This window comes from Caballeronia sp. M23-90, assembly GCF_053574605.1.
The window spans coordinates 1-23,184 of sequence record NZ_JBSIPA010000051.1; the positions used below are offsets into that span (position 1 = coordinate 1).

The following is a 23,184-nucleotide window of genomic DNA, read 5'->3' on the forward strand; positions in this document are numbered from 1 at the left end:
TGCTTGCCGAACGACCAGTGCCGATAATTCACCGGCATGCCAACCGACGCATATGCGTCCATCATCTGCTCGGCGCTGATGAGTTCAAGCTGGATGGGATAGACGTCGAGCCCATAGCGTTGCGCGAGTTGCGGGCGGAACACGAGCGACAGGGCGGTGATCAGGAGCGCGTAACCCAGTACTAGCTGGATGACCCGCGCGGCTGCGGGCGTGTTCAGGCCGTACCGGTGAAGCAGGAACAGCGTGATGGCGGCGGCGGGAATGCTTCCTGCCGCAAGCCGTCCCGTGATGCGCCAGTCCACGGAGCCTTTCAATCCATGGACCAGCGTGCCGGCGGACTTGGTCGCGGCTGCATAAAGCAGGTCGGTGCCGACCGCCGTGGCAGGATGAATGCCGAACAGCAGCACGAGCAGCGGGGTCATCAGCGATCCGCCGCCAACGCCGGTGAGTCCGACCAGAAAGCCGACGGCGAGGCCAGAAGCCGAATAAAGTAGATCGATATGTGGGAAAGACATGCAGCTTGGAGAACCGGTTGGGTGAGCGTCGGTCGAAAAACGGTCGATGATAGCGGGTCCGCCGCGTGCACGCCTCCGGTCCCGGCAAATTGATTCGCAGGCTCCGGCCGTACAATCCGCCAACGGTGGCCGATATGGCCGGGTAAGCCGAGTGTCCAGGCAACTCTTTTTCAGGAAGGTGTAATGGAAACGAAGGAACAACAGCAGGCAAATCAGTCGCTTGACGACCAGAAGGCCGCTGCCGCTGGCCGTAGCCCCGCGCACGACGACCTTCCCGATCCGGTGCGCAGCACGGTCGGTGTGCGCGAAGTTGCTCCCACCACGCCCCTCGCGGTGACTGACGGCGCATTTATCGCAACAGAACACTCGAATTATGCGAATGAGCGTCAGTTCGTGCTCAAGGCAGGCAATACGTTCGTCGTGAACGACGCCAATGGAGACATCCGCGGCAACGACGATGGGCTCTTCGTCAACGATACCCGCGTGCTGTCGCAGCTTCGCCTGACCTTCGGCGGCCGCGCGCCGTCGTTGCTGTCGGGGAGCGTATCCAGCGACAACGCCGTTTTTACCGCGCACATGACCAACCGGCCGCTGCCCCCCATCGGTGGTGCGACCACGCCGGAAGGGGTGCTTCACATCGAGCGCCGGCGCGTGCTGTCGCGGCACGTGCTGCACGAAGCCATTGTATTGACCAATTACGGCACGGAACCGGCGACGGTGCCGCTGTCCATCGACTTTGCGGCCGACTTTCACGACATGTTCGAGGTCCGCGGTTCCACGCGTCCCAAACGCGGGGAAATGCGCGAGCCGTGCATCGAAGACGGAGAAGTGGTACTTCGCTACACGGGTCTCGATGAAGTCGAGCGGACCGCGCGCATCCAGTTCTCCCCCGCGCCGCATTCGCTGACAGTCAGCCGAGCCGATTACGCGTTGCGAATCCAGCCGGAAACGGCCATGTCGATTTACCTGTCGGTAACGGCGCTCACGCATGCGTTGAGCGATGCGAGCGCGGAAAGCAAGAAGATCGCCGAGGAAGGTGCGGAATGCGCGCCGGAATCGGGGCGCCCGGCGATCCGCGAGGCACTGGTCGATGCTCACAGGCGCATGCGCGACAGACGCCGCTCGGTCGCGCGGGTGCGTTCGAGCAATCCGCTCTTCAGCGAGTGGATCGACCGGTCGCTGGCCGACCTGGGATTGCTTACCACCGACCTCGAAACGGGACCGTATCCGTATGCGGGGATTCCATGGTTCTCGACCGCGTTCGGTCGTGACGCAATCATCACGTCGCTGCAGATGTTGTGGCTGGATCCGTCGCTTGCGCGCGGCGTGCTGCGCTTTCTCGCAGCCAACCAGGCGCGTGAGGACTCGGCTTTTCGCGATGCCGAAATCGGCAAGATCATGCACGAGACCCGCAACAGCGAAATGGCTGCGACCGGCGAGGTGCCATTTGCAATGTATTACGGCGGCGTGGACAGCACGCCGCTCTTCGTTGCGTTGGCCGGGGCTTATGCGGAGCGAACGGGCGATACGGCGCTTATCGACGAATTGTGGCCTTCGCTGCAACTGGCGGCAAAGTGGATCGCAGGTCATTGCGACAAGAACGAATACGGCTTGCTGAGCTACCAGCGCGCGACAGAACACGGGCTCGCCAACCAGGGTTGGAAGGACAGTCACGACTCGGTGTTTCACGCAGACGGCAGCTTCCCGATCGGCCCGATTTCGCTCATCGAAGTGCAGGGCTATGCATCGACGGCATTTGCAACCATGGCCCGTTTCGCGCGGCAACGCGGCATGCCGGATGACGCGGCGTCCTTCGACAAACGCGCACAGCACATTCGTGAGCGCGTGGAGACCATGTTCTGGATGCCCGAGTCAGAGTTCTACGGCATTGCGCTCGACGGCAAGGGCGAGCTGTGCAAGGTGCTGTCATCGAACGCCGGGCATTTGCTGGCGTTTGATCTGGTCGAGCGCAGCCGGGGCGAGGCCGTGGCGCGGCAACTGGAATCGACCTTGTTCCACACCGGCTGGGGCGTTCGTACGCTTGCTGCCGGCCAGCCGCGATTCAACCCCATGTCGTATCACAATGGTTCAGTCTGGCCGCACGACACCGCCATGTGCGCTCGCGGACTCGCTCGATACGGCGACCGCGGCGGCGCAGTACGCCTGCTGCAGGCGCTGTTCGAATCCGCCGTCACCTTCGACATGCGCCTGCCCGAGCTGTTCTGCGGTTTCACGCGGCAACGCGGCGAGCGTCCTATCGGCTATCCGGTTGCGTGCCTGCCGCAAGCATGGGCGGCAGGTTCGCCGTTCATGATCCTCGAAGCGTGCCTGGGAATCGCCATCGATGCCGAGCGAGGCGAAGTGCGTATCGACCGGCCGCAACTGCCGGATGGTATCGACTGGCTCGAGATCGGCGAGTTGCGTGTCGGCGAAAAGACCGTATCGATAACCTTCCGGCGTGTGGGCGGGCAGATCGTGCCGTCGGTGGAAGGCGACGTTCGCGTGGTCGCCGTTCTCTAAATCGCCAAAGTACAGCGCTTAAACCGCGACGCTGCCGACGTAGTTTTCGGCCAGCGCCGTGGCGGCGGCGCGCGATGTCGTCACGTGTTCCAGTTCGGCCACTTGCAGGCGCTGCTCGAACGGCGAGGTGTCGTCGAGCTTGTGCAGCATCCGGGTCATCCACCACGAGAAATGCTCCGCGCGCCAGATGCGTTTCAACGCGGTTTCCGTGTAACGATCCAGTTGCTCGCTCGTGCCTTCTTCGTAGAAGGCACGCAACGCGGCGGTCAGCACGCGGACATCGGAAACGGCGAGATTCATGCCTTTTGCGCCCGTCGGCGGGACGATGTGCGCAGCGTCTCCGGCCAGGAAAAGCTTGCCCGATTGCATTGGTGTGGAGACGAAGCTGCGCATGCCGACAATATTCTTCTGGAAGATCCTGCCCTCCGTAATTTGCCAGCCGTCATGCGTATCCACACGGGCGTGAAGTTCTGCCCAGATGCGGTCGTCCGACCAGGCATCGGCTGAATCCTTGGGATCGCACTGGAAATACATGCGCTGCACGCTCGGCGAACGCGTGCTGATCAGCGCAAAGCCACGGTCGTGACGCGCGTAAATCAGTTCGTTCGACGAGGGCGGCGCTTCCACCAGGATTCCGAACCAGCCGAACGGATAGATGCGCTGGTAATCGTGCCGCTGCGCTTGTGGCATCGAGCCACGCGCAACGCCCTGAGACCCGTCGCAACCCACGATGAAGTCACACTCGAGCTCGTGTGCATCGCCTTCGTGTGAGTATTTGATGCGAGGCCGGCTTGTGCCTGCCGCTGATTCAAAATCATGCAACGACACACCCGATACCCCGAATTTCAACGCGCCGTCCGCTGCCACGCGTGCGCCGACCAGGTCCTTGATCACTTCGTGCTGGGCATAGACGGTGATTGAATGCCCGGTGAGTTCGGTCAGCGCAATGCGGCGGCGCTGCCCTTCGAATGCGAGTTCAAAGCCGTGATGCACCGCGCCTTCGGCTCGCATTCGCGCGCCGAGTCCGGCTTCGTTGAGCAGGTCCATCGTGCCTTGTTCGAGTACGCCGGCGCGAATGGTGGATTCAATGTCACTGCGGTTGCGCGCTTCGAGGACGACCGATTCGATACCGCGCAGATGCAGCAGATGAGAAAGCAGCAGGCCGGCAGGACCCGCGCCGACGATTCCGACTTGTGTACGCATGATTGTCTCCGTTATGCGTTGTTTTGATTGTCGAGAGAGTCTGCGGATGTGCACCATATCGCGCAACGCGATAGCGCAGATAGACAATATTCCGATAGTCGATAAAGGGTCATGGGCGTAGCTGGGTCCGGTGCTTGCTGAGATTGAGCATCCTTCAACCCTATCTGGAGCAACGCAAATGGCCCTGATCTCGTACCCGAAACCGCCGTTCCCCGAACAACCGCAAAACCAGCAGCCTGGTCACACACAGCCGATGGACCCGCAGCCCGATCACGGTGAAAAGAGCTACAAGGGCGCGGGCAAACTCGCGGGCAAGATTGCGTTGATTACCGGTGCCGACAGTGGCATTGGCCGGGCGGTGGCGATTGCGTTTGCGCGCGAAGGCGCAGACATTGCAATCTCCTACCTCGACGAAGACGAGGACGCGAAAGAGACCGCGCGATGGGTCGAGGAAGCCGGGCGCAAGTCGCTGCTGCTACCCGGCGACATCACTGATTACGCGCATTGCCGCGCGCTCGTGGCGAAAACGGTCGAGACCTTCGGGCGTGTCGATGTCCTCGTGAACAACGCCGCCTACCAGATGACCTATGACAGCCTGGAGGAGATCAGCGACGAAGAATGGGACAAGACGTTCTCGACGAACATCGGCGCGATGTTCCGGATCACCAAGGCTGCCGTGCCGCATATGCAGCCCGGTAGTTCGATCGTGAACACGACATCGGTGAACGCGGACGCTCCGAATCCCGGCCTGATCGCGTACGCGACGACCAAGGGTGCGATCCAGAACTTCACGGGCGGCCTTGCGCAGTTGCTGGCCGAGAAAGGCATTCGTGCGAACGGCGTGGCGCCAGGGCCGATCTGGACGCCGCTGATTCCATCGACGATGGACCCCGAAAAGGTCAAGAACTTCGGCTCGCAAGTGCCGATGAAGCGCCCTGGCCAACCAGCCGAACTGGCGGCGGCGTATGTGCTGCTGGCATCGGATGAAGGGAGCTATATTTCCGGTGCGACGATCGCCGTGACGGGCGGCAAGCCGATTATTTGAGGTGCGTCTTCAAAGCTCGAGGCGTGCATGCGACACTGCGCGTTCGCACATTCCTCGAGCCGGACGCCCATGTCATTCACGATCCGTCGTCTTACCTCCGCCGATGCCGCCGCGTACCGCGAACTCAGGCTGGAAGGCCTCGAGCAACATCCTGATGGCTTCGGCTCCGCGTACGAAGACGAGAAGGACAAACCGCTTTCGTGGTTCGGGCAACGGCTGACGGATGCAGCCGTGTTCGGCGGGTTTTTACAACGTGACGATGCGAACACGGAGAGTCTGGACGGTACCGCCGGCCTGATCGTGCCGCATGGGGCGAAGGTCAGGCACAAGGGCACGCTCTATGGCATGTACGTGCGCCCGGTGGCGCGCGGAACGGGTCTCGCCGCGGCCGTGGTTCAGGCCGTGCTGGACCATGCTCGCAGCGTGGTCGAGGAGATTCAGTTGACCGTTTCGCCTGACAACGAGGCGGCGTTGCGGCTTTATCGGAAGGCGGGATTCGTGGAATACGCGCGTGAACCGCGCGCATTGAAAGTCGACGGCAAGTATCACGACTCGGTGCTCATGACCTTGCCGTTCGACCCTTCCCGGAAGGATTAACCGTTCGATTCCTTCAACTGGTTCAATCGGTACTCGCCCGTACGTGCCAGCATCCAGCCCGGATATTCGCTTGCGAGTTGGCTGACTTCATCGAGCGCGGCGAGTTCGTCGTCATTCAACTTGACGTTGGTCGCGGCGATGTTGTCATCGAGTTGCTCGATCCGCTTCGCTCCCACGATCACCGTGGTCACCACTTTCTGATGCAGCAGCCACGCGAGCGCAATTTGCGCGATCGTCACGCCCTTGGCTTCGGCCATTTTCGCCATGGCGTCGATGCAATCGTGCGCACGCTCCATGTTCACCGGCGGGAACTGGAAGTTGGTGCGGCGCCCTTGCTCGCTGGAACTGCCGTCGCGCTTGTATTTGCCGCTCAGCAGGCCGCCCGCAAGCGGACTCCAGACCATCAGCCCGACGTTTTCGCTCTTCAGCATAGGCACGATTTCGCGCTCGAGGTCGCGCCCGGCGATCGTGTAATAAGCCTGCAGGGATTCGAAGCGTGCAAGCCCGAGCCGCTCCGAAATCCCCAGCGCCTTCGCAATCTGCCAGGCCGCCCAGTTGGATACGCCTACATACCGCACGTGACCATGCTGCACGAGCGTGTCGAGCGCGCGCAGCGCTTCTTCCATGGGCGTGGCGGGATCGAAACCATGCAACTGGTACAAATCGATATGATCCAGTTGCAGGCGCTTCAGGCTCGCCTTCACGCCATCGATGATATGAAAGCGCGACGCGCCGCGCGAATTGACGCCCTTCGTGCCGGTTTCGCCGTGGATCTTGGTCGCGACCACGACGTTCTCGCGTGGCACTTTCAGATTTTTCAGCGCCTGACCCGTCATGATTTCGGAGGTGCCGTCGGCGTAGACATCGGCGGTATCGAGGAAGTTGATACCCGCGTCCAGCGCCCGGCCGATGAGTTTGTCCGCGTCCGCCTGCTGCAGCCCGCCGATGTTCGTCCAGATGCCGCCTTCGCCGAAGGTCATCGTGCCGAGGCAGAGTTCTGAGACGAACAAGCCGGTATTGCCAAATTTTTTGTTGCGCATGCTGGGTTCCTTAGAATTCGTCCTTGGATCGCGCGGCCGGCGTGCACTGCCACACCGCCGCACTGGGATTACGAATGCGCAATGCGTGGACCGCGTGCGCGGCTTGCGCACCGAACGCCCGTTCGGCGCGGCGATGGCTGGCCGCGACAATCCAGTATCTGCCTGCGATATGCCGAAAGGCTAGCCTGATCCTGTCGGATCATTGCCCGATTCTGCAAACGCCACGTGCGGCGCTGGGCGAAAACGCCCGCGCGCGAGTAAGCTGAGTGCAATTCACCGGCAGCACTTCAAACGCCTCACGTATCCGCAAACAGGCGCATTGCATGCAAACTGCATGCATCATTGAGGTCCGGCTGACGGTTATCCCTCTTCACCCCCGGCGCCGTTGTTGCCCGTTTTGCCGCGCAGACGCCAACTCACTGAATGCGAATCATGGCCCTGAATGAGACGGCGGATTCCGCCATCGATCCAAGACAACATGCCGACCATCCGGATCCGTCGGCACAACGCGAGCCGGTCAACGGTCACGATACCGCGCCGCTCGACCCCGGCCTGGATCACGCGCGCCTTGACCTAGTCGCCTTGCTCGAACGGCTTACCGCCGACCACGAGGGCTCGCACGAGACCGCGGTCAAGGGTTTGCACGTGCATCGGATCGTGCATTGCGGCGGTCCGAGCCACGGCATGCAGACGCCGGCGCTCGGCCTGATCGCGCAGGGGTCCAAGCGGATCATGGTCGGCGACGAACTCTATGTTTATGACCCGATGCATTACCTGGTTTCATCGGTGGATTTGCCGGTGATGGGGCAGGTGACGGGCGCAACCGAAGACAAGCCTTATCTTGGACTTCGGCTGGACATGGACGTGGAAGAAATCACCGCGCTGATACGCGACGAAAGCCTGCCGCCGCCCACTCACGCCGATGCCACCCGCGGCCTTTACGTGAACCGCCTTGGCACGCCCATGCTCGATGCCGTGCTGCGGCTCTTGCGCCTGATGGACACGCCTGAGGACATCCCCATCCTCGCGCCCATGATCAAGCGCGAAATCCTCTACAGGCTCCTGATGAACGGCTCGGGAGCGCGCCTGCGCCAGATTGCGTTGCAGGACAGTCAGACGCAGCGCATCGCGAAGGCCATCATGATGCTGCGCCAGAACTTCGACCAGCCGCTGCGTGTGGAATCGATCGCGCGTGACGTGCACATGAGCGTGTCTTCGCTGCATCATCATTTCAAGGCGGTGACGGCCATGAGCCCGCTGCAATACCAGAAGCAGTTGCGGCTGCAGGAAGCGCGCCGGCTGATGCTGATCGACATGACGGATGCAGCCACGGCGGCGCATCGCGTGGGTTATGAAAGCGCATCGCAATTCAGCCGCGAGTACAGCCGTTTGTTCGGCGCGCCGCCTCTGCGCGATACCCGCAGATGGCGCGATTCGACCGGCGCATGAGCCATACGCGCACCAATAAAAAAGCCAGGGGACTTCCCCTGGCTTTTTTACTCGACCCGCGCAATCAATAGTACCGATGCGGCGGCGCATAGTGATGTGGCGCGTGACGGCGTTCCCATTCACGACGTTCCCAGTACCGGTGGCCATCGTAGTAACGGTCGCCGTGCCAGCCGCGGCTGTCGACATGCACGTAGCCGGGGCGGAAATGCTCATCGGCGGATGCCGCGTTCGATACACCAATACTCGTCACGGCAGCAGCAGCGAGCGATGCAAGCAACAAGCCTTTCTTGAGTTTCAACATGATGGTTTCCTTCGCGTTTTGTCAGTTATGAATGCCGTCGATGCGCGGGTCGTCAGTGCTAGTAGCGGCCGTAGTAGTCGTGATGGTGATATCCACCACCATCCGGAACTACGATGCAACCGCCCAAGGAACTGCCGAGGACCACTGCAAGTGCGACAAGAATCGCTAATCGTTTCATCGGTTTCTCCAAGTGAATCCCGTGAAATCAATTTAGCAATTAGATAAATGACAAGCCGTGTGCCTTTGTAAGGAAACGTATGCTTGGAAATATTCAGGAAAGGACGCAAAAGGGCGCAGGCGCCCGCGCTGTTACCGAACGATCTGCGGCTTTACATTTGGCGTGAGCGAAACACCAACCACGCGGCCGTCTTTCACGCCGCAACGGCTATCGAGCCGAGTCCACTGCGAATGGCCGCGCGTTTTTGCGAAGGCGCGCATGATGATCACTTCATCAACCGGAACAGGATTGCCCGCGCTGAAGACGGTGGTGTCGTCGTCGATCCTTGCGTTCAACACGCGCCGGTCCGGCACTATAAAGGTGTCGTATTTCGGCGTAAGCGCGACCCAGTTGTCGAAAGCGGCGACGCAGCGGATCACGGGCTGGGGAACGTGCATGCGCGTGAGATACGCGTAGTCTTCCTTCGATGGGTCCGGCGCTTCCTGCGCGTGAACAAGAGAGAAAAAGGAGGCGGTAGCTAACAATCCGATTACAGCGGCGGGGGACGAGCGGAGCTTTCTCATGCTGGCGATTCTCAGTATCCTCGATACGCGCATCCATGAAGGACGCGGCCTTGTTGGTCCGATCTTCGCGCCCGTGGCGAACGCGAAGGGCAAAAGACATTTCGCCGAAGTATACGCGCGGCTTCGGCGCGTTACAAAAACGTGACCTATACATTGGTACGTGAAATCGCCGGCTGCATGATGTATTCGTCTGGTTTGAACACGCTCGAAGCCTTCCGGAATTTCCAGCTGAAGCCTGGCCATAAAGCGGTATTCCTGCCTGAAGCCGGATCGATATACCAGCTTTTGCAGCCGCCTTTTGCCCAGATCGCGCGGTTCAAATGCTGCTGAATACGGACGTTGTACTTGGCTTCGACTTCCGGCTTTACATCGATGCTGGCCACGCCGCGATCGCGCATATAGGCGAGCGCTTCCATGACGTAGGTGACTTGCGACTCGATCATGTAGACCATCGAGTTATGCGCGAGGCCTGAGTTTGGACCGACGAGCATGAAAAAGTTCGGATAGTCCGGCAGCGTCGTGCCGAGGTAAGCGTGGGCGCCGTAGCGCCAGGTATCGGTGATTCGAACGCCGCCGCGACCGATTATCACGCCGCGTGTGAAGGGCTTCGAGACCTGGAAGCCGGTGCCGAAGATGATGCAGTCGGCGGGGTGGCGGACGTTATCGGCGGTGACGATTGCGCTGGATTCCACGCGCACGATGGACTGCGTCACCACCGACACATTGCCGCGCGATACCGCCGGGTAATAGTCGTTCGAGATCAGGATCCGCTTGCAGCCGATGGTGTAATCCGGTGTGAGCGCAAGTCTCAGTTCAGGATCGGCGACCTGTTTGTGCAGATGCCTGAGAGCGACCTTCTGGATCACTTTCATGAGGGCCGGATGCACGACGAACCCCAAAACACGCGCTTCGAGCATCCAGTAAAGCGTCGCGCGCAGCAGCCATTGCGCGAGCGGAACGTGCTTCAGGATCCATCGTTCGAGCTTGCCCAGTTTGCGGTCGTTCTTCGGCATGATCCACGGCGGCGTGCGTTGAAACACGTCGAGATGCGCCACGCGCGCCGCGATTTCGGGCACGAACTGGATCGCACTCGCGCCCGTGCCGATCACAGCAACCCGTTTGCCTTCCAGCGGCATCTCGTGATCCCAATGCTGCGAATGGAAACACGGTCCTTCGAATGTATCGATGCCCGGGATTGCCGGAACGGATGCCCGCGACAACCCGCCCATCCCCGCAATCAGCACGCGCGCCGACACTTTCCTGCCCGTTGAAAATCGCAGGATCCAGCGTTGCGTGGGTTCATCGAAGGTGGCGCGTTGCAGCGTTTCGTTGAAACGCAAATGCGCTCCAATACCGAACCGCGCCGCGCAATCCTCAAGGTACGCGCGGATCTCGGCTTGCGGCGCGTATAGCCGCGTCCAGCCCGGATGCGGCGCGAACGAGAACGAATAGACGTGGGCCTGCACGTCGCAGGCGCAGCCAGGGTAATGGTTGTCACGCCATGTGCCGCCAAGCGACGCCGCCTGCTCGGCCACGAAAAAATCGTTCATGCCGGCCTGTTTCAGCCGGATCGCCATGCAAAGACCGGCAAAGCCCGAGCCTATGACCGCTATGTCGATGCGTTCGGGTTCATTCGCGGCGGGCGAGGAGGCGTCTTGATGCACGGTTTCGGCAGTGAGCGTGACGGGCGGGGACAGACTATCTCAAATTTTGGCACCAAACGGGAGGCAGGCCACAGCCCTGGAATCTTCATTATCTGCAACAAACTGGCACGTTGACCGTTAAAATGCGCGCCGGCGCCAAAACAAAGCGGCCACGCCACGGAGACATGATCGATGACCACCCGCCAGGAATATGAAGTCCCTCAGGCCACAGCCGGCTCTTTATCGGCGGGGTCGATTTCTGCGCGGCTCGACCGTTTGCCTGCAACCCGTTCCATGTGGACGCTCGTCGTGTTGCTGAGCCTCGGTTTCTTCTTCGAACTCTACGACCTGCTGTACTCGGGCTACGTCGCACCCGGGCTGGTGAAGAGCGGAATCCTGACATCGACGACAGTCGGGTTGTTTGGCTTCACGGGCGTGGCGAGTTTTATCGCGTCGCTGTTTCTCGGGCTTTTCATTGGCACGATCGCTTGCGGGTTTCTCGCCGATCGCTTCGGGCGGCGCGCGATCTTCACTTACTCCCTGCTCTGGTACACAGCCGCGAACGTGATCATGGCTTTCCAGGACACCGCGGGCGGCCTCAACTTCTGGCGCTTCATGGCGGGCCTGGGGATCGGCGTGGAACTGGTGACCATCGGCACGTACATTTCGGAACTCGTGCCGAAGCACATTCGCGGCCGGGCTTTTGCATGCGAACAGGCAATTGGATTCATGGCCGTGCCGGTGGTCGCGTTCCTGTCCTACGCGCTGGTCCCGAACAAACCCTTCGGCTTCGATGGCTGGCGCTGGGTCGTATTGATCGGCGCACACGGCGCGCTGTTCGTATGGTTCATCCGCCGCGCGTTGCCCGAGAGTCCGCGCTGGCTGGCGCAAAAAGGCCGGCTGACGGAAGCCGACGCCATCATGACCGCCCTGGAAGCCAGGGTCGAAAAGGAATACGGCCGGCCGTTGCCTGTGCCCGCCGCGCCCGAACCCGTCAGCACGCGCGGTGCGTTCAGCGACATGTGGGTCGCGCCCTACGGCAAACGCGCGACCATGATGATCATCTTCAACGTGTTTCAGACGGTCGGTTTCTACGGCTTCGCCAACTGGGTCCCGACGCTTCTGATCCGGCAGGGCATCACCATCACGACCAGCCTCATGTACTCGACGATCATCGCGATCGCCGCGCCGGTCGGGCCAATCATCGGCTTGTTCATCGCCGATAAATTCGAGCGCAAGAGCGTGATCGTTGCGATGGCCGGCATGATCGTGGTGTGCGGACTGGTCTTCAGCCAGGTCTCGGGCGCGGCGCTCCTGGTTGCAATGGGCGTGGGACTCACGCTTGCCAGCAACATCATGTCCTACAGTTTCCATGCGTATCAGAGCGAGCTGTTCCCGACGAGCATCCGGGCGCGCGCCGTTGGATTCGTCTATTCGTGGAGCCGTTTTTCGGCCATTTTCACGTCGTTTTTCATCGCGGGCGTGCTGAAGGCGGCGGGAACGACGGGCGTGTTCGTGTTTATCGCCGGGGCGATGATCGTGGTCATGCTCGCGATCGGCTTCATGGGCCCGAAGACGCGGGATATGGCGCTTGAACAGATCTCGAGATGATGATTTTTAAAGCGATATTGTCGGCATAGGACGCTATACGGTTGGCGTTCAGGCGGCAGACGCCGCCCTGCATGACGGCAGGATGACGCGTGTTATGCCAAAATCTGCATGACGCGATTAACTCTCCGTTATGCCATGTCCGACACGCTCACGCCTGCCGAAGCCGACCACGCAATGCGCCACTGGTCGTATGGTTCCATCGGCAAGATTCAGATTGGTTCCCCGCAGCACAAACGCATGTTCTGCGAAATGCTGCTCACCACGCACAACCCCTACAAGCCTGCAGTGATCGACTGGCCGTTACTCGCGCCGGCCGCGCTCAAGCGCATCACCTCGTTGCCCATCTGGGACATCGCGGTCCAGACGGAAGGGCGCGCGTCGATTCGTGTAGCGACGTTTGCTCACACCATCAAGGACCCGTTGCTGCGCGAAGCCGTCACCATGAATGGCGGCGAGGAAGCGCGCCACAAGATCGTGTTGTCGAGGCTCGTGCAGGCGTACGGCATCGACCTTGCGCCCGAACCGCCGTATCCAGCGCCCGACGATGCACTGCGCGCCTGGATGCTCACGGGGTACAGCGAATGCATCGATAGTTTTTTCGCGTACGGTTTGTTCGAAGCCGCGAAGCAGACGGGCTATTTTCCCGAAGAACTGGTTGAAACGTTCGAGCCGGTGATTCAGGAAGAGGCGCGCCATATCCTGTTTTTCGCGAACTGGGTTGCGTGGTATCGGCGGAATCTGCCCTGGTACAAACGGCCGTGGTTTCTCATGAAGACCGCGAGCGTCTGGGTATCGCTGATTCGAGACCGGATATCGCTGGCCAAAGGGTTCGACACCGGTGGCGCCGCGCAGGACATGAATTTCCCGGCGAACGTCGGGGATTCGGTGGGCGGGGGGATATCGGCGAAGGCGCTGATCGAGTTATGTCTGACCGAGAACGAGCGCCGGATGGGCGGCTACGATACGCGTCTGCTTCGTCCAACGACAGTGCCCTGGTTAGCCGGAATCGCTCGCCGGTTCATAAAGTAGTGAATATAAACGCAACTAACGGTCTGTCCCGCCTGCGCCCATGGACCCGGCCGGTGCCCGCTATTTTGCGAGCCGCGACGCCTCGAACCGGCGCGACGCCTCTTCCACGTCCTGTCTGAACTGCGCAAGCGCAGTCAGGTTTGCAGCAGGTGGCTGCAGCGCGGTCCAGAGCACATCGACGAGTTCGGTTGCCGTCGTGTCGATCTGAGCCTGGCTCAGATGCCGCTTCGCGAGCGTCGCGTCCCACAGGACATGCTCCATCGGCCCGAAAACCAGCGACCGGAGCAAGCGTAGCGGCAGATCCGCGCGCACCTGGCCTATGCTCTGCCCGTGCGACAAAACGTTCATCAGCGGCGCGGTGTATCGGCGTTGCAAGTCCGTGAGCGTGTCGCTCAGGTCGTGATGTTTCGTGCGACCCTCCGATAAAACCAGCGCACACAATCCCGTACCGTTCACCAGCATCAGTCGCAAATGCGTCTTCACGATGAACGCAAACTGCTGCCGCACGCTGCCATCGCGGGGAAGGCCGGATTCGAAGGCATCGATGATCTCGTCGTACCAATCCGCAATCACCCGCGCGCACAATTCCCGCTTGCCGCTGAAATAACTGAACACGGTCGCCTCCGAAATCCCGGCGCGCTGGGCGATTTCGGCGCTGGTGGCCGCGTCGTAGCCTTTTTCGGCGAAGACATCTCGGCCGGCCTGAAGAATGTCCTTCACGCGTTGCTGCGACTTGACGCCTGCAGGCGTGCGGCGATTTCCGGTGACGGACGATGAGGACATGGCTTTGAGGTTGGGTTCGACAAATGTGAGCGTAGCTCAAATCCCTATTGACGGAAAGTGGGGTTCGGCATGAAACTGCCGAATATCAAGCAAATCGGTGTGTGTGAGTATCACTCACTGCTCCGATAGAGCCCCGCCGATACCCCGAAGGAGGAGACCCGCATGAACGACGTACCCGGTCTGAATTTCGCCCTGGGCGAAGACATCGACATGTTGCGCGATTCGCTCGCCAATTTCGCCGCAAAAGAGATTGCGCCGCGCGCCGCTGAAATCGATAAAACCGATCAGTTTCCCATGGACCTCTGGAAGAAATTCGGCGATCTGGGCGTGCTCGGCATGACCGTCTCGGAGGAGTACGGCGGCGCGAACATGGGTTACACCGCGCACATGGTCGCCATGGAGGAGATCTCGCGGGCGTCGGCGTCGGTGGGATTGTCGTATGGCGCGCATTCGAACTTGTGCGTGAACCAGATTCATCGCAACGGCACGGAAGCGCAGAAGCGCAAGTATCTGCCGGGGTTGATATCGGGCGAACACATCGGCGCGTTGGCAATGAGCGAGCCGAACGCCGGATCGGACGTGGTCAGCATGAAACTTCGCGCCGATGAAAAGGGCGATCATTACGTGCTCAACGGCACGAAGATGTGGATTACCAACGGTCCCGATTGCGACACGCTGGTCGTGTACGCGAAGACCGATATCGAGGCGGGTGCGAAGGGGATTACCGCGTTCATCGTCGAGAAGGGTATGAAGGGTTTTTCGGTCGCGCAGAAACTCGACAAGCTCGGCATGCGTGGTTCGCATACCGGCGAACTCGTGTTCGAGAACGTAGAAGTGCCGAAGGAGAATGTGCTCGGCCAGTTGAACGGCGGTGTGAAAGTGCTCATGAGCGGCCTTGATTACGAACGCGCGGTGTTGGCCGGCGGCCCGACGGGCATCATGGTCGCGTGCATGGACGCGGTCGTGCCGTACATCCACGATCGCAAACAGTTTGGCCAGGCGATCGGCGAGTTTCAATTGATTCAAGGCAAGGTCGCTGATCTCTACACGACGCTGCAAGCCTGCCGCGCGTATCTCTATGCAGTGGGCCGTCAGCTCGATACGCTCGGCGCGGGACACGGCCGCCAGGTGCGCAAGGACTGCGCGGGCGTGATCCTCTACACCGCAGAGAAAGCGACGTGGATGGCCGGCGAAGCCATCCAGATTCTCGGCGGCAATGGTTATATCAACGAATACCCGGTTGGCCGTTTGTGGCGCGACGCGAAGCTCTATGAAATCGGCGCGGGCACGAGCGAGATCCGCCGCATGTTGATCGGGCGCGAATTGTTCGCCGAAACGGCTTGAGGGCATAGACACTCATGCCGATCATCGAATCGAAACTGAATCCCCGTAGCGACGAATTTCGCGCGAACACGGCGGCGCTCGAAGCCCTGGTGGCGGATCTGAAAGAGAAGGTCGCGAAGATTGCGTTGGGCGGCGGGCAAGCCGCACGCGACAAACATCTGTCGCGCGGCAAACTCTTGCCGCGGGATCGCATCGGGCAACTGCTCGATCCGGGCACGCCGTTTCTCGAGTTCTCGCAGCTTGCCGCATTCGGCATGTATAACGACGATGCGCCCGGCGCGGGAGTGATCACGGGCATCGGCAGGATTGCAGGGCAGGAATGCGTGATCGTCTGCAACGATGCCACCGTGAAGGGCGGTACTTATTATCCCGTGACGGTCAAGAAGCATCTTCGTGCGCAGGAGATCGCGGAAGAGAACCACTTGCCATGTGTGTATCTCGTGGATTCGGGCGGCGCGAACCTGCCGAACCAGGACGATGTCTTCCCCGATCGCGATCACTTCGGCCGCATCTTCTACAACCAGGCGAACATGTCGGCGAAAGGCATTTCGCAGATCGCCGTGGTGATGGGTTCGTGCACGGCAGGCGGTGCATACGTGCCGGCGATGAGTGACGAATCGATCATCGTGAAGAACCAGGGCACGATTTTCCTGGGCGGTCCGCCGCTCGTGAAAGCCGCGACCGGCGAAGAAGTCAGCGCTGAAGATCTCGGCGGCGGCGACGTGCACACGCGCCTCTCGGGCGTGGTCGATCATCTTGCGCAAAACGATGCGCATGCATTGGGGATAGCGCGCAGCATTGTTGGCAACCTGAATCGTGTGAAGCCAACGCCCTTGGTGCTCAAGGAATCGCTGCCGCCGCGTCATGATCCGCACAGCATCTACGGCGTGATTCCGGCGGATACCCGCAAGCCGTTCGATATCCGCGAAGTGATCGCACGCATTGTCGATGACTCCGCCTTCGACGAATTCAAGGCGCGCTACGGCACAACGCTCGTTTGCGGATTCGCGCATGTCTGGGGACATCCGGTCGGCATCATCGCGAACAACGGCATCCTGTTTTCAGAATCGGCGTTGAAGGGCGCGCATTTTATCGAGCTGTGCTGCCAGCGGAAGATTCCGTTAGTGTTCCTGCAGAACATCACGGGGTTCATGGTCGGGCGCAAGTACGAGAACGAAGGCATCGCGCGTAACGGCGCGAAGATGGTGACCGCTGTTGCGACGGCGAAAGTGCCCAAGTTCACGGTGATCATCGGCGGATCGTTTGGCGCAGGAAACTACGGCATGTGCGGGCGTGCATATTCGCCCCGTTTCCTCTGGATGTGGCCGAACGCGCGCATCTCGGTGATGGGCGGCGAACAGGCGGCTTCAGTGCTGGCAACCGTGCGTCGCGATGGGATCGAAGGGAAAGGTGGTTCGTGGTCGAAGGAAGAAGAGGAAGCGTTCAAGTCGCCTATCCGCGAGCAATACGAGGTGCAGGGGCATCCGTATTACGCGAGCGCGCGGCTGTGGGACGACGGCGTGATCGACCCCGCGCAGACCCGCGACGTGCTTGGGCTGGGACTGGCGGCGTCAATGAATGCGCCTATCGAGGACACGCGTTTTGGCGTGTTCCGGATGTGATCACTTCTTCCCGGGCTTCGTCATGTTCAACAAAATACTGATTGCGAATCGCGGCGAGATTGCGTGCCGCGTGGCCGCGACTTGCAAACGCCTGGGCGTGGGCAGCGTGGCAGTTTATTCCGATGCCGATGCACAATCGAAGCACGTCGCCGTCTGCGATGAAGCGGTGCATGTGGGCGGTGCGGCGGCGTCTGAAAGTTATCTGCGGATCGACAAGATCATCGATGCTGCGCTGAAAACCGGCGCGCAAGCCGTACATCCGGGATATGGTTTTCTATCGGAGAACGAAGAATTCGCGCGGGCTTGCGAGAAGGCGGGACTCGTGTTTATCGGGCCGCCGGTCGAAGCGATTTCCGCGATGGGATCGAAGGCGGCGGCCAAGGCGCTGATGCAATCAGCTTCGGTGCCGCTCGTGCCGGGTTATCACGGCGACAGTCAGGATGCGGCGCTGTTGCAGAAGGAAGCCGATGGCATCGGTTATCCGGTGCTGCTTAAAGCAAGCGCGGGTGGCGGCGGAAAAGGCATGCGCGTCGTCGAGCAGAGCGCGGACTTCGCGTCAGCGCTGTTGTCGTGCAAACGTGAAGCCTCAAGCAGCTTTGGCAATGATCGCGTGCTGATCGAAAAATACCTGCAGCGCCCGCGCCATGTGGAAGTGCAGGTGTTCGCCGACCAGCATGGCAATGCTGTGTATCTCTTCGATCGCGATTGCTCGGTGCAGCGCCGTCATCAGAAGGTGCTCGAAGAGGCGCCGGCTCCGGGCCTTTCAGCCGAAGTACGCAAGGCGATGGGCGAAGCCGCAGTCGCCGCCGCACGTGCCGTGAATTACGTCGGCGCGGGTACGGTCGAATTCATCATGACCGGCGACGGCCAGTTCTACTTCATGGAAATGAACACGCGGCTTCAGGTCGAACATCCCGTGACCGAAATGGTCACCGGTCTCGATCTCGTCGAGTGGCAACTGCGCGTGGCGAGCGGCGAACCGTTGCCGCTGTTGCAGGATCAACTCAAGGTGAGCGGCCACGCGATCGAGGCGCGCATTTATGCCGAAAATCCTTCGCGCGGATTTTTGCCATCGACTGGAACGCTGAAGCATTTACGCTTGCCCGAAGCGGTCGAGTTTCAGTTGAACGGGAACGTGCGCATTGATAGCGGCGTGCGCGAGGGCGATACCATCACGCCGTTCTATGACCCGATGATCGCCAAGCTGATCGTGCACGGTCACGATCGTGACGATGCGTTGCTGCGCATGGCGCTTGCGTTGAAACAATGCGAGGTCGTGGGTCCATCGACGAATATCGAGTTCCTGCATCGGATCGTCGTAAGCGAACCGTTCGCGTCGGGCGACCTGGATACGGGCCTGATCGAGCGTCATCACGACACGTTGTTTGCGCCATCGACCGTATCCAAGACACACACGCTCGCGCTTGCTTGCGCTGCGCTACTTACGCGCGAAGGTGGAGAAGTGCGTGGCGCGTCGCCGTGGGACGCGTTATCGCACTGGCGCATGAGCGGCGGTTACACGCAAGCGCTGAACTGGCGCCTCGCCGATTCCGACGATGAAATCGTGGCCGTCTTCGCGCGCGGTTCAACATCGGGCCGGGCGGACAACAAGCAGCTCGAGCTGCCCGGCGAGACGCTTGCATTCGACTGGTCGCACGGCGATGAGCCGCATTCGTTCGTGGTGCTGATCGGGGACACACGGATCAAGGGGCGCGTCTTCGTAGACGGCGATGTGTTCCATGTGTTCTACGCGGGGGTATCGTTGGCGTTTGAATGGCTGAATCTGCTTGCCCACGCCGCTGATGCCGAACATGGCGAAGGCCGCCTGACCGCGCCGATGCCGGGCAAGGTGATCGCCGTGCTGGTGGAGGCCGGCGCCGTGGTGGAGAAGGGGGCGCCCTTGCTGGTGATGGAAGCCATGAAGATGGAGCACACGATCGTCGCGCCCGCGAGCGGCACCGTTGGCGAGATCCTGTTCGGTGTCGGCGATCAGGTCACCGATGGCGCGCAGCTCCTGATGATGGATGTGCAGGCCGTCAAATAAGCTTCACACAACGGCGCTCGACGGCGCGCGTCATTTCTTTTTGACGCGTCCCAGCAGCGTTTCTTCGGTCTCGGTCCTGACCAGAATCTCAACTCGCCGGTTCAGCGCACGCCCTTCGGGCGTGGCGTTGGACGCGATCGGCTCCGAAAATGCAATGCCGCGGGTCTTGATGCGCGCAGCGGGAACGCCGCGTGCGACAAGCGCATCGGCGACCGCGTTCGCGCGTGCCGTCGACAGGGTCTGGTTGTAGTCGAGCGGCCCCACGTTGTCGGTGTGTCCTTCGACCATGATGGGTCGTGTACTGCGCTTCAGCAGCACCGCTGCGCGGTCGAGTACGACGATGCCTTCGGGGCGCATCGATGCTTCATCGAAGTCGAACAGCGCCGATTCCTGAAGGCGCAGCTCAACGCCGCCGTGTGCGGGATGGACTACGATTCCGACCTTCTGGTTGATCGCTTCTTCCTTCGTCCGGTTCAGGCCCGACGCGCAACCGGCAAGCATTGCTGTTGTTGCACATGCGTTGACAATGGTACGAATAGCTTTCACTGCAAATCTCTTGAACGGATGCCGGGGCGAGGGAACCGATTATAGGGAAACGGAAATTGGTGAGTGTGAAATTAGATCAAAAGATGCGATGGCAGATTGAAGCGCGGTTGCTGGGAAAAAGCCCCTTGATTCTGGCCGCTTCCCGCTCGAATTACAATGCGTGGCTGGCATCACGCTTCATGCGGATTACAAACAGATTTGCGTCGCCGCCACGCGGCATGCGTTTTATAAACATTTTGAGCTTCAACTTTGGAAGCAATTACAAGGACGTTTCATGAATCCACGCGATCAGACTTCTGACGACGAAAAGGATCGCACACGGCGGTTGCAACGTACCGCTTCGGGGTTGCTCTACACGGTCCTCGTGGCAGTCGCCATCTGGATGATCCGCGACTTCATCCCCGCCGTCGTGTGGGCAGCGGTGATTGCCATTGCTTTGTGGCCATTGCTGACATGGCTGGAAAAGCGGCCATTGTTCCGGAACCGAAGCACCTGGCTTGCAATCGGCATGACGGTGGTGCTCGCGCTCGTGTTCGTGGTGCCGTTCATAGTGGTCGCGGCCCAGGCGGGCAGCGAGGCAAACGACCTGATCCGATGGGTTCAGGAATCGTTGCGAAGCGGGATCACCATGCCCGATCTGGTCAATCATCTGCCGATGGGATCGAAGCAGGTCGCCGCGTGGTGGCAGGAGAATCTTGCTACGCCTCTCGGTTCATCGCCGGCGGCCAAGCACTTTCACAGCGCAACCATTGTCGCGATGACGCGGCATTTCGGCGGGCGTGTCGCGCACGGGTTGATCGTGTTCAGCTTCATGCTCGTCACGTTGTTCTTCTTGTTCAAGGCGGGGTCGAAACTGGGTGAGCAACTGCTCGAAGGGTCGAGACGCGCGTTTGGATCGGATGGTGCAGCGCTTGCCCGGCGCATGGCGGATTCGGTTCGCAGCACGGTGACGGGTTTGGTCGTCGTAGGGCTCGGAGAAGGCGCGCTGCTGGGTGTGGCCTATGCCGTCACCGGTGTGCCACATGCGACGCTTCTCGGCATGCTGACCGCCGTTGCAGCCATGTTGCCGTTCTGCGCGCCGATTGTGTTTTTGGGCGCGGCTTTGTGGTTGCTGGCTCAAGGCGCAACGGTGGCTGCGATCTGCGTTGCGGTGTTTGGTTTCGTGGTCGTGTTCGTGGCCGAACATGCGGTGCGGCCGGTGCTGATCGGCGGCGCGGCGAGGTTGCCGTTCTTGCTCGTGCTCTTCGGCATTCTCGGCGGGGCGGAGACGTTTGGTCTGGTGGGATTGTTTATCGGACCGGCGTTGATGACGATTCTGGTCGTGCTTTGGAATGACTGGGTGCATTGAGCCAGTAGCGTCCGAGTCATGAAAAAAGGCGGTACCCACTTTCGTTGGACCGCCTTTTCCTTTGTCTGCGCCAGTATCAGATTACGTACAGATCAACATATTCATTGACCGGCATTGCCTCAAGCGTTGCCTGGTCCAGCGATGCCGCAATGATCGCCTCTTGCTGCTTCGCCGGAAAACGCCGTGCGAGGTTGGTCCTGAACTTCTCGACCAGGAGAGGAATGCCGTCTTCGCGGCGGCGCTTGTGTCCGATCGGGTATTCGACGACCAGCTCGTCGAAGGTGCTGCCGTCATTGAATTCGACGGTCAACGCATTGGCGATCGAACGCTTCTCGGGATCGAAATAATCCTTCGTGAATTGCGGGTCTTCCACGCATTCGATCTTCGCGCGCAAGGTATCGATACGCGGATCCTTTGCAATCGAATCTTCGTAATCCGATGCCGTCAGCCGGCCGTAGATCAGCGGCACGGCCACCATGTACTGGATGCAGTGATCGCGGTCGGCGGGGTTATCGAGCGGACCTTTTTTATCGATGATCCGAATCGCCGCTTCATGCGTGCGGATCGTGATCTTCCTGATGTCTTCAACTTTTTTGCCGGCTTCAGCGAGTTTCGTGTTTAACGTCATTGCCGCTTCCACCGCGGTCTGCGAGTGGAATTCGGCCGGGAACGAGATCTTGAAGAGCACGTTCTCCATCACGTAAGAACCGTATGGACGCTGGAACTTGAATTCGTTGCCCTTGAACAGGACATCGTAAAAGCCCCACGTCTTGGCGGTCAGAACCGACGGATAACCCATCTCGCCCGTCTTCGCGATCAACGCGAGACGCACGGCGCGGGAGGTCGCATCGCCGGCGGCCCATGATTTGCGCGAACCGGTATTCGGCGCGTGACGATAGGTGCGCAGCGAATGGCCATCGACGAAAGCCAATGAGACTGCGTTGATCAGCTCATCGCGCGTCAAGCCGATCAACTGTCCGACCACCGCCGTCGATGCCAGCTTCACCAGCAACACGTGATCGAGCCCGACCTTGTTGAACGAGTTTTCCAGCGCGATACAGCCTTGAATTTCGTGCGCCTTGATCATGCCGATCAGGACGTCTTTCATTGTCAGCGGCTTTTTGCCGGTGGCGACAGCGTTGCGCGAGAGCCAGTCGGCTGTGGCAAGAATGCCGCCGAGGTTATCCGACGGATGACCCCATTCTGCGGCAAGCCATGTGTCGTTGAAGTCGAGCCAGCGGATCATCGCGCCGATATTGAACGCGGCCTGAACCGGGTCGAGCTGGAACGATGTACCCGGCACCTTGGCGCCGTTGGGGACGATCGTGCCAGGCACGATGGGTCCCATCAGCTTGGTGCAAGCGGGATAGGTGAGGGCTTCGAGTCCGCAACCGAGGGTATCGATCAGGCAATTGCGCGCGGTGTCGAGCGCAATTTCGCTGTCGATCTTGTAGTTGAGAACGTAGTCGACTATGTCGACCAGTACGCGATCCGGCTCGGGCCGGACGTTTGAAATGTGGCTCATATGCTCAGGATGTCTCCGTAATTATTTGCGTTTGTTCAAAGGCTCGAACTTGAGATTGTCAGGCCCGGTGTAATTTGCGCTCGGGCGAATGATCTTGTTGTCGATACGTTGTTCGATGATGTGCGCGCTCCAGCCCGACGTGCGCGCGATTACGAACAGCGGCGTGAACATGGCGGTGGGCACGCCCATGGCGTGATACGACACCGCGCTGAACCAGTCCAGGTTCGGGAACATCTTCTTTGCGTCCCACATCGTCGTTTCGAGGCGCTCGGCGATGT

At 60.5% G+C, this 23,184-nt stretch carries 20 protein-coding genes; 10 read left to right on the forward strand and 10 right to left on the reverse strand.

The features are described 5' to 3' along the window. A partial coding sequence (locus ACRXB1_RS08080) for a SpoVR family protein (protein WP_449491716.1) occupies positions 1 to 515 on the reverse strand: 515 nt, incomplete at its 3' end. 183 nt (positions 516 to 698) lie between these two features. Between ACRXB1_RS08080 and ACRXB1_RS08085 the strand changes: the two genes are divergently transcribed. Continuing rightward, positions 699 to 3,035 (forward strand): amylo-alpha-1,6-glucosidase, encoded by a 2,337-nt coding sequence (locus tag ACRXB1_RS08085; protein ID WP_449491717.1) that lies wholly within the window; start codon positions 699 to 701, stop codon positions 3,033 to 3,035. A gap of 18 nt (positions 3,036 to 3,053) precedes the next feature. Here the strand turns inward: ACRXB1_RS08085 and ACRXB1_RS08090 are convergent, their stop codons facing one another. Further along, positions 3,054 to 4,238, reverse strand: coding sequence for a 4-hydroxybenzoate 3-monooxygenase (locus tag ACRXB1_RS08090; RefSeq protein WP_375508245.1), 1,185 nt, complete (start codon positions 4,236 to 4,238; stop codon positions 3,054 to 3,056). Positions 4,239 to 4,416: 178 nt separating this feature from the next. Here ACRXB1_RS08090 and ACRXB1_RS08095 point away from each other — a divergent pair, with 178 nt between their 5' ends. Both ACRXB1_RS08095 and ACRXB1_RS08100 read left to right on the forward strand, forming a co-directional pair. Next, positions 4,417 to 5,283: a glucose 1-dehydrogenase gene (locus ACRXB1_RS08095; RefSeq protein WP_375508246.1), complete on the forward strand. Its 867-nt coding sequence runs from the start codon at positions 4,417 to 4,419 to the stop codon at positions 5,281 to 5,283. A 69-nt stretch (positions 5,284 to 5,352) separates the two neighbouring features. Further along, on the forward strand, positions 5,353 to 5,880 hold the full coding sequence (locus ACRXB1_RS08100) for a GNAT family N-acetyltransferase (protein ID WP_449491718.1): 528 nt from the start codon (positions 5,353 to 5,355) through the stop codon (positions 5,878 to 5,880). Here ACRXB1_RS08100 and ACRXB1_RS08105 read toward each other — a convergent pair. Next, a complete protein-coding gene (locus ACRXB1_RS08105; RefSeq protein WP_062002652.1) occupies positions 5,877 to 6,920 on the reverse strand; it encodes an aldo/keto reductase in 1,044 nt (347 codons plus the stop codon). The two genes, ACRXB1_RS08100 and ACRXB1_RS08105, sit on opposite strands and share 4 nt — an antisense overlap. Before the next feature lie 432 nt (positions 6,921 to 7,352). Between ACRXB1_RS08105 and ACRXB1_RS08110 the strand changes: the two genes are divergently transcribed. After that, positions 7,353 to 8,369: an AraC family transcriptional regulator gene (locus ACRXB1_RS08110; protein ID WP_449491719.1), complete on the forward strand. Its 1,017-nt coding sequence runs from the start codon at positions 7,353 to 7,355 to the stop codon at positions 8,367 to 8,369. Between the two features lie 64 nt (positions 8,370 to 8,433). On the opposite strand, the gene ACRXB1_RS08115 is transcribed toward ACRXB1_RS08110, so the two are convergent. The 3 genes from ACRXB1_RS08115 to ACRXB1_RS08125 all read right to left on the reverse strand — a co-directional run bounded on the left by ACRXB1_RS08115 (position 8,434) and on the right by ACRXB1_RS08125 (position 11,075). Further along, positions 8,434 to 8,670 (reverse strand): hypothetical protein, encoded by a 237-nt coding sequence (locus tag ACRXB1_RS08115; protein ID WP_062172385.1) that lies wholly within the window; start codon positions 8,668 to 8,670, stop codon positions 8,434 to 8,436. 309 nt (positions 8,671 to 8,979) lie between these two features. Then, on the reverse strand, positions 8,980 to 9,411 hold the full coding sequence (locus ACRXB1_RS08120) for a BspC domain-containing protein (RefSeq protein ID WP_062002656.1): 432 nt from the start codon (positions 9,409 to 9,411) through the stop codon (positions 8,980 to 8,982). A 146-nt stretch (positions 9,412 to 9,557) separates the two neighbouring features. Next, complete coding sequence (locus tag ACRXB1_RS08125; protein WP_449491720.1) at positions 9,558 to 11,075, reverse strand: flavin-containing monooxygenase; 1,518 nt, start codon at positions 11,073 to 11,075, stop codon at positions 9,558 to 9,560. A gap of 171 nt (positions 11,076 to 11,246) precedes the next feature. On the opposite strand from ACRXB1_RS08125, the gene ACRXB1_RS08130 reads away from it, so the two are divergent. Both ACRXB1_RS08130 and ACRXB1_RS08135 read left to right on the forward strand, forming a co-directional pair. Then, the gene (locus tag ACRXB1_RS08130; RefSeq protein ID WP_062002658.1) at positions 11,247 to 12,665 is read left to right on the forward strand and encodes an MFS transporter; all 1,419 of its coding nucleotides are present in this window, start codon (positions 11,247 to 11,249) and stop codon (positions 12,663 to 12,665) included. Positions 12,666 to 12,800: 135 nt separating this feature from the next. After that, a complete protein-coding gene (locus ACRXB1_RS08135; protein WP_449491724.1) occupies positions 12,801 to 13,694 on the forward strand; it encodes a ferritin-like domain-containing protein in 894 nt (297 codons plus the stop codon). A gap of 60 nt (positions 13,695 to 13,754) precedes the next feature. On the opposite strand, the gene ACRXB1_RS08140 is transcribed toward ACRXB1_RS08135, so the two are convergent. Then, complete coding sequence (locus ACRXB1_RS08140) at positions 13,755 to 14,477, reverse strand: TetR/AcrR family transcriptional regulator (protein ID WP_449491721.1); 723 nt, start codon at positions 14,475 to 14,477, stop codon at positions 13,755 to 13,757. 162 nt (positions 14,478 to 14,639) lie between these two features. Between ACRXB1_RS08140 and ACRXB1_RS08145 the strand changes: the two genes are divergently transcribed. From ACRXB1_RS08145 to ACRXB1_RS08155, 3 genes are read left to right on the forward strand one after another with little or no spacing between them, the layout of a single operon-like run. Beyond that, on the forward strand, positions 14,640 to 15,821 hold the full coding sequence (locus ACRXB1_RS08145; RefSeq protein ID WP_062172390.1) for an isovaleryl-CoA dehydrogenase: 1,182 nt from the start codon (positions 14,640 to 14,642) through the stop codon (positions 15,819 to 15,821). 14 nt (positions 15,822 to 15,835) lie between these two features. Continuing rightward, complete coding sequence (locus ACRXB1_RS08150; RefSeq protein WP_075358911.1) at positions 15,836 to 17,443, forward strand: carboxyl transferase domain-containing protein; 1,608 nt, start codon at positions 15,836 to 15,838, stop codon at positions 17,441 to 17,443. 22 nt (positions 17,444 to 17,465) lie between these two features. Continuing rightward, complete coding sequence (locus tag ACRXB1_RS08155; protein ID WP_449491722.1) at positions 17,466 to 19,487, forward strand: acetyl/propionyl/methylcrotonyl-CoA carboxylase subunit alpha; 2,022 nt, start codon at positions 17,466 to 17,468, stop codon at positions 19,485 to 19,487. 30 nt (positions 19,488 to 19,517) lie between these two features. On the opposite strand, the gene ACRXB1_RS08160 is transcribed toward ACRXB1_RS08155, so the two are convergent. Then, positions 19,518 to 20,033: an OmpA family protein gene (locus ACRXB1_RS08160; protein WP_069638405.1), complete on the reverse strand. Its 516-nt coding sequence runs from the start codon at positions 20,031 to 20,033 to the stop codon at positions 19,518 to 19,520. Between the two features lie 274 nt (positions 20,034 to 20,307). On the opposite strand from ACRXB1_RS08160, the gene ACRXB1_RS08165 reads away from it, so the two are divergent. After that, positions 20,308 to 21,381, forward strand: a complete 1,074-nt coding sequence (locus tag ACRXB1_RS08165) for an AI-2E family transporter (protein ID WP_062003641.1) — start codon at positions 20,308 to 20,310, stop codon at positions 21,379 to 21,381. 76 nt (positions 21,382 to 21,457) lie between these two features. On the opposite strand, the gene ACRXB1_RS08170 is transcribed toward ACRXB1_RS08165, so the two are convergent. Both ACRXB1_RS08170 and ACRXB1_RS08175 read right to left on the reverse strand, forming a co-directional pair. Further along, the gene (locus tag ACRXB1_RS08170; RefSeq protein ID WP_062002665.1) at positions 21,458 to 22,906 is read right to left on the reverse strand and encodes a bifunctional 2-methylcitrate dehydratase/aconitate hydratase; all 1,449 of its coding nucleotides are present in this window, start codon (positions 22,904 to 22,906) and stop codon (positions 21,458 to 21,460) included. A gap of 21 nt (positions 22,907 to 22,927) precedes the next feature. Then, positions 22,928 to 23,184 (reverse strand): citrate/2-methylcitrate synthase (locus tag ACRXB1_RS08175; protein ID WP_449491723.1); only part of this gene is annotated, 257 nt, incomplete at its 5' end.

Bases quoted from the DNA above. Each gene is read 5' to 3' on its own strand.
- ACRXB1_RS08085 (WP_449491717.1), top strand. From the start codon at position 699: ATGGAAACGAAGGAACAACAGCAGGCAAATCAGTCGCTTGACGACCAG.
- ACRXB1_RS08090 (WP_375508245.1), bottom strand. From the start codon at position 4,238: ATGCGTACACAAGTCGGAATCGTCGGCGCGGGTCCTGCCGGCCTGCTG.
- ACRXB1_RS08095 (WP_375508246.1), top strand. From the start codon at position 4,417: ATGGCCCTGATCTCGTACCCGAAACCGCCGTTCCCCGAACAACCGCAA.
- ACRXB1_RS08100 (WP_449491718.1), top strand. From the start codon at position 5,353: ATGTCATTCACGATCCGTCGTCTTACCTCCGCCGATGCCGCCGCGTAC.
- ACRXB1_RS08105 (WP_062002652.1), bottom strand. From the start codon at position 6,920: ATGCGCAACAAAAAATTTGGCAATACCGGCTTGTTCGTCTCAGAACTC.
- ACRXB1_RS08110 (WP_449491719.1), top strand. From the start codon at position 7,353: ATGGCCCTGAATGAGACGGCGGATTCCGCCATCGATCCAAGACAACAT.
- ACRXB1_RS08115 (WP_062172385.1), bottom strand. From the start codon at position 8,670: ATGTTGAAACTCAAGAAAGGCTTGTTGCTTGCATCGCTCGCTGCTGCT.
- ACRXB1_RS08120 (WP_062002656.1), bottom strand. From the start codon at position 9,411: ATGAGAAAGCTCCGCTCGTCCCCCGCCGCTGTAATCGGATTGTTAGCT.
- ACRXB1_RS08130 (WP_062002658.1), top strand. From the start codon at position 11,247: ATGACCACCCGCCAGGAATATGAAGTCCCTCAGGCCACAGCCGGCTCT.
- ACRXB1_RS08135 (WP_449491724.1), top strand. From the start codon at position 12,801: ATGTCCGACACGCTCACGCCTGCCGAAGCCGACCACGCAATGCGCCAC.
- ACRXB1_RS08140 (WP_449491721.1), bottom strand. From the start codon at position 14,477: ATGTCCTCATCGTCCGTCACCGGAAATCGCCGCACGCCTGCAGGCGTC.
- ACRXB1_RS08145 (WP_062172390.1), top strand. From the start codon at position 14,640: ATGAACGACGTACCCGGTCTGAATTTCGCCCTGGGCGAAGACATCGAC.
- ACRXB1_RS08150 (WP_075358911.1), top strand. From the start codon at position 15,836: ATGCCGATCATCGAATCGAAACTGAATCCCCGTAGCGACGAATTTCGC.
- ACRXB1_RS08155 (WP_449491722.1), top strand. From the start codon at position 17,466: ATGTTCAACAAAATACTGATTGCGAATCGCGGCGAGATTGCGTGCCGC.
- ACRXB1_RS08165 (WP_062003641.1), top strand. From the start codon at position 20,308: ATGAATCCACGCGATCAGACTTCTGACGACGAAAAGGATCGCACACGG.
- ACRXB1_RS08170 (WP_062002665.1), bottom strand. From the start codon at position 22,906: ATGAGCCACATTTCAAACGTCCGGCCCGAGCCGGATCGCGTACTGGTC.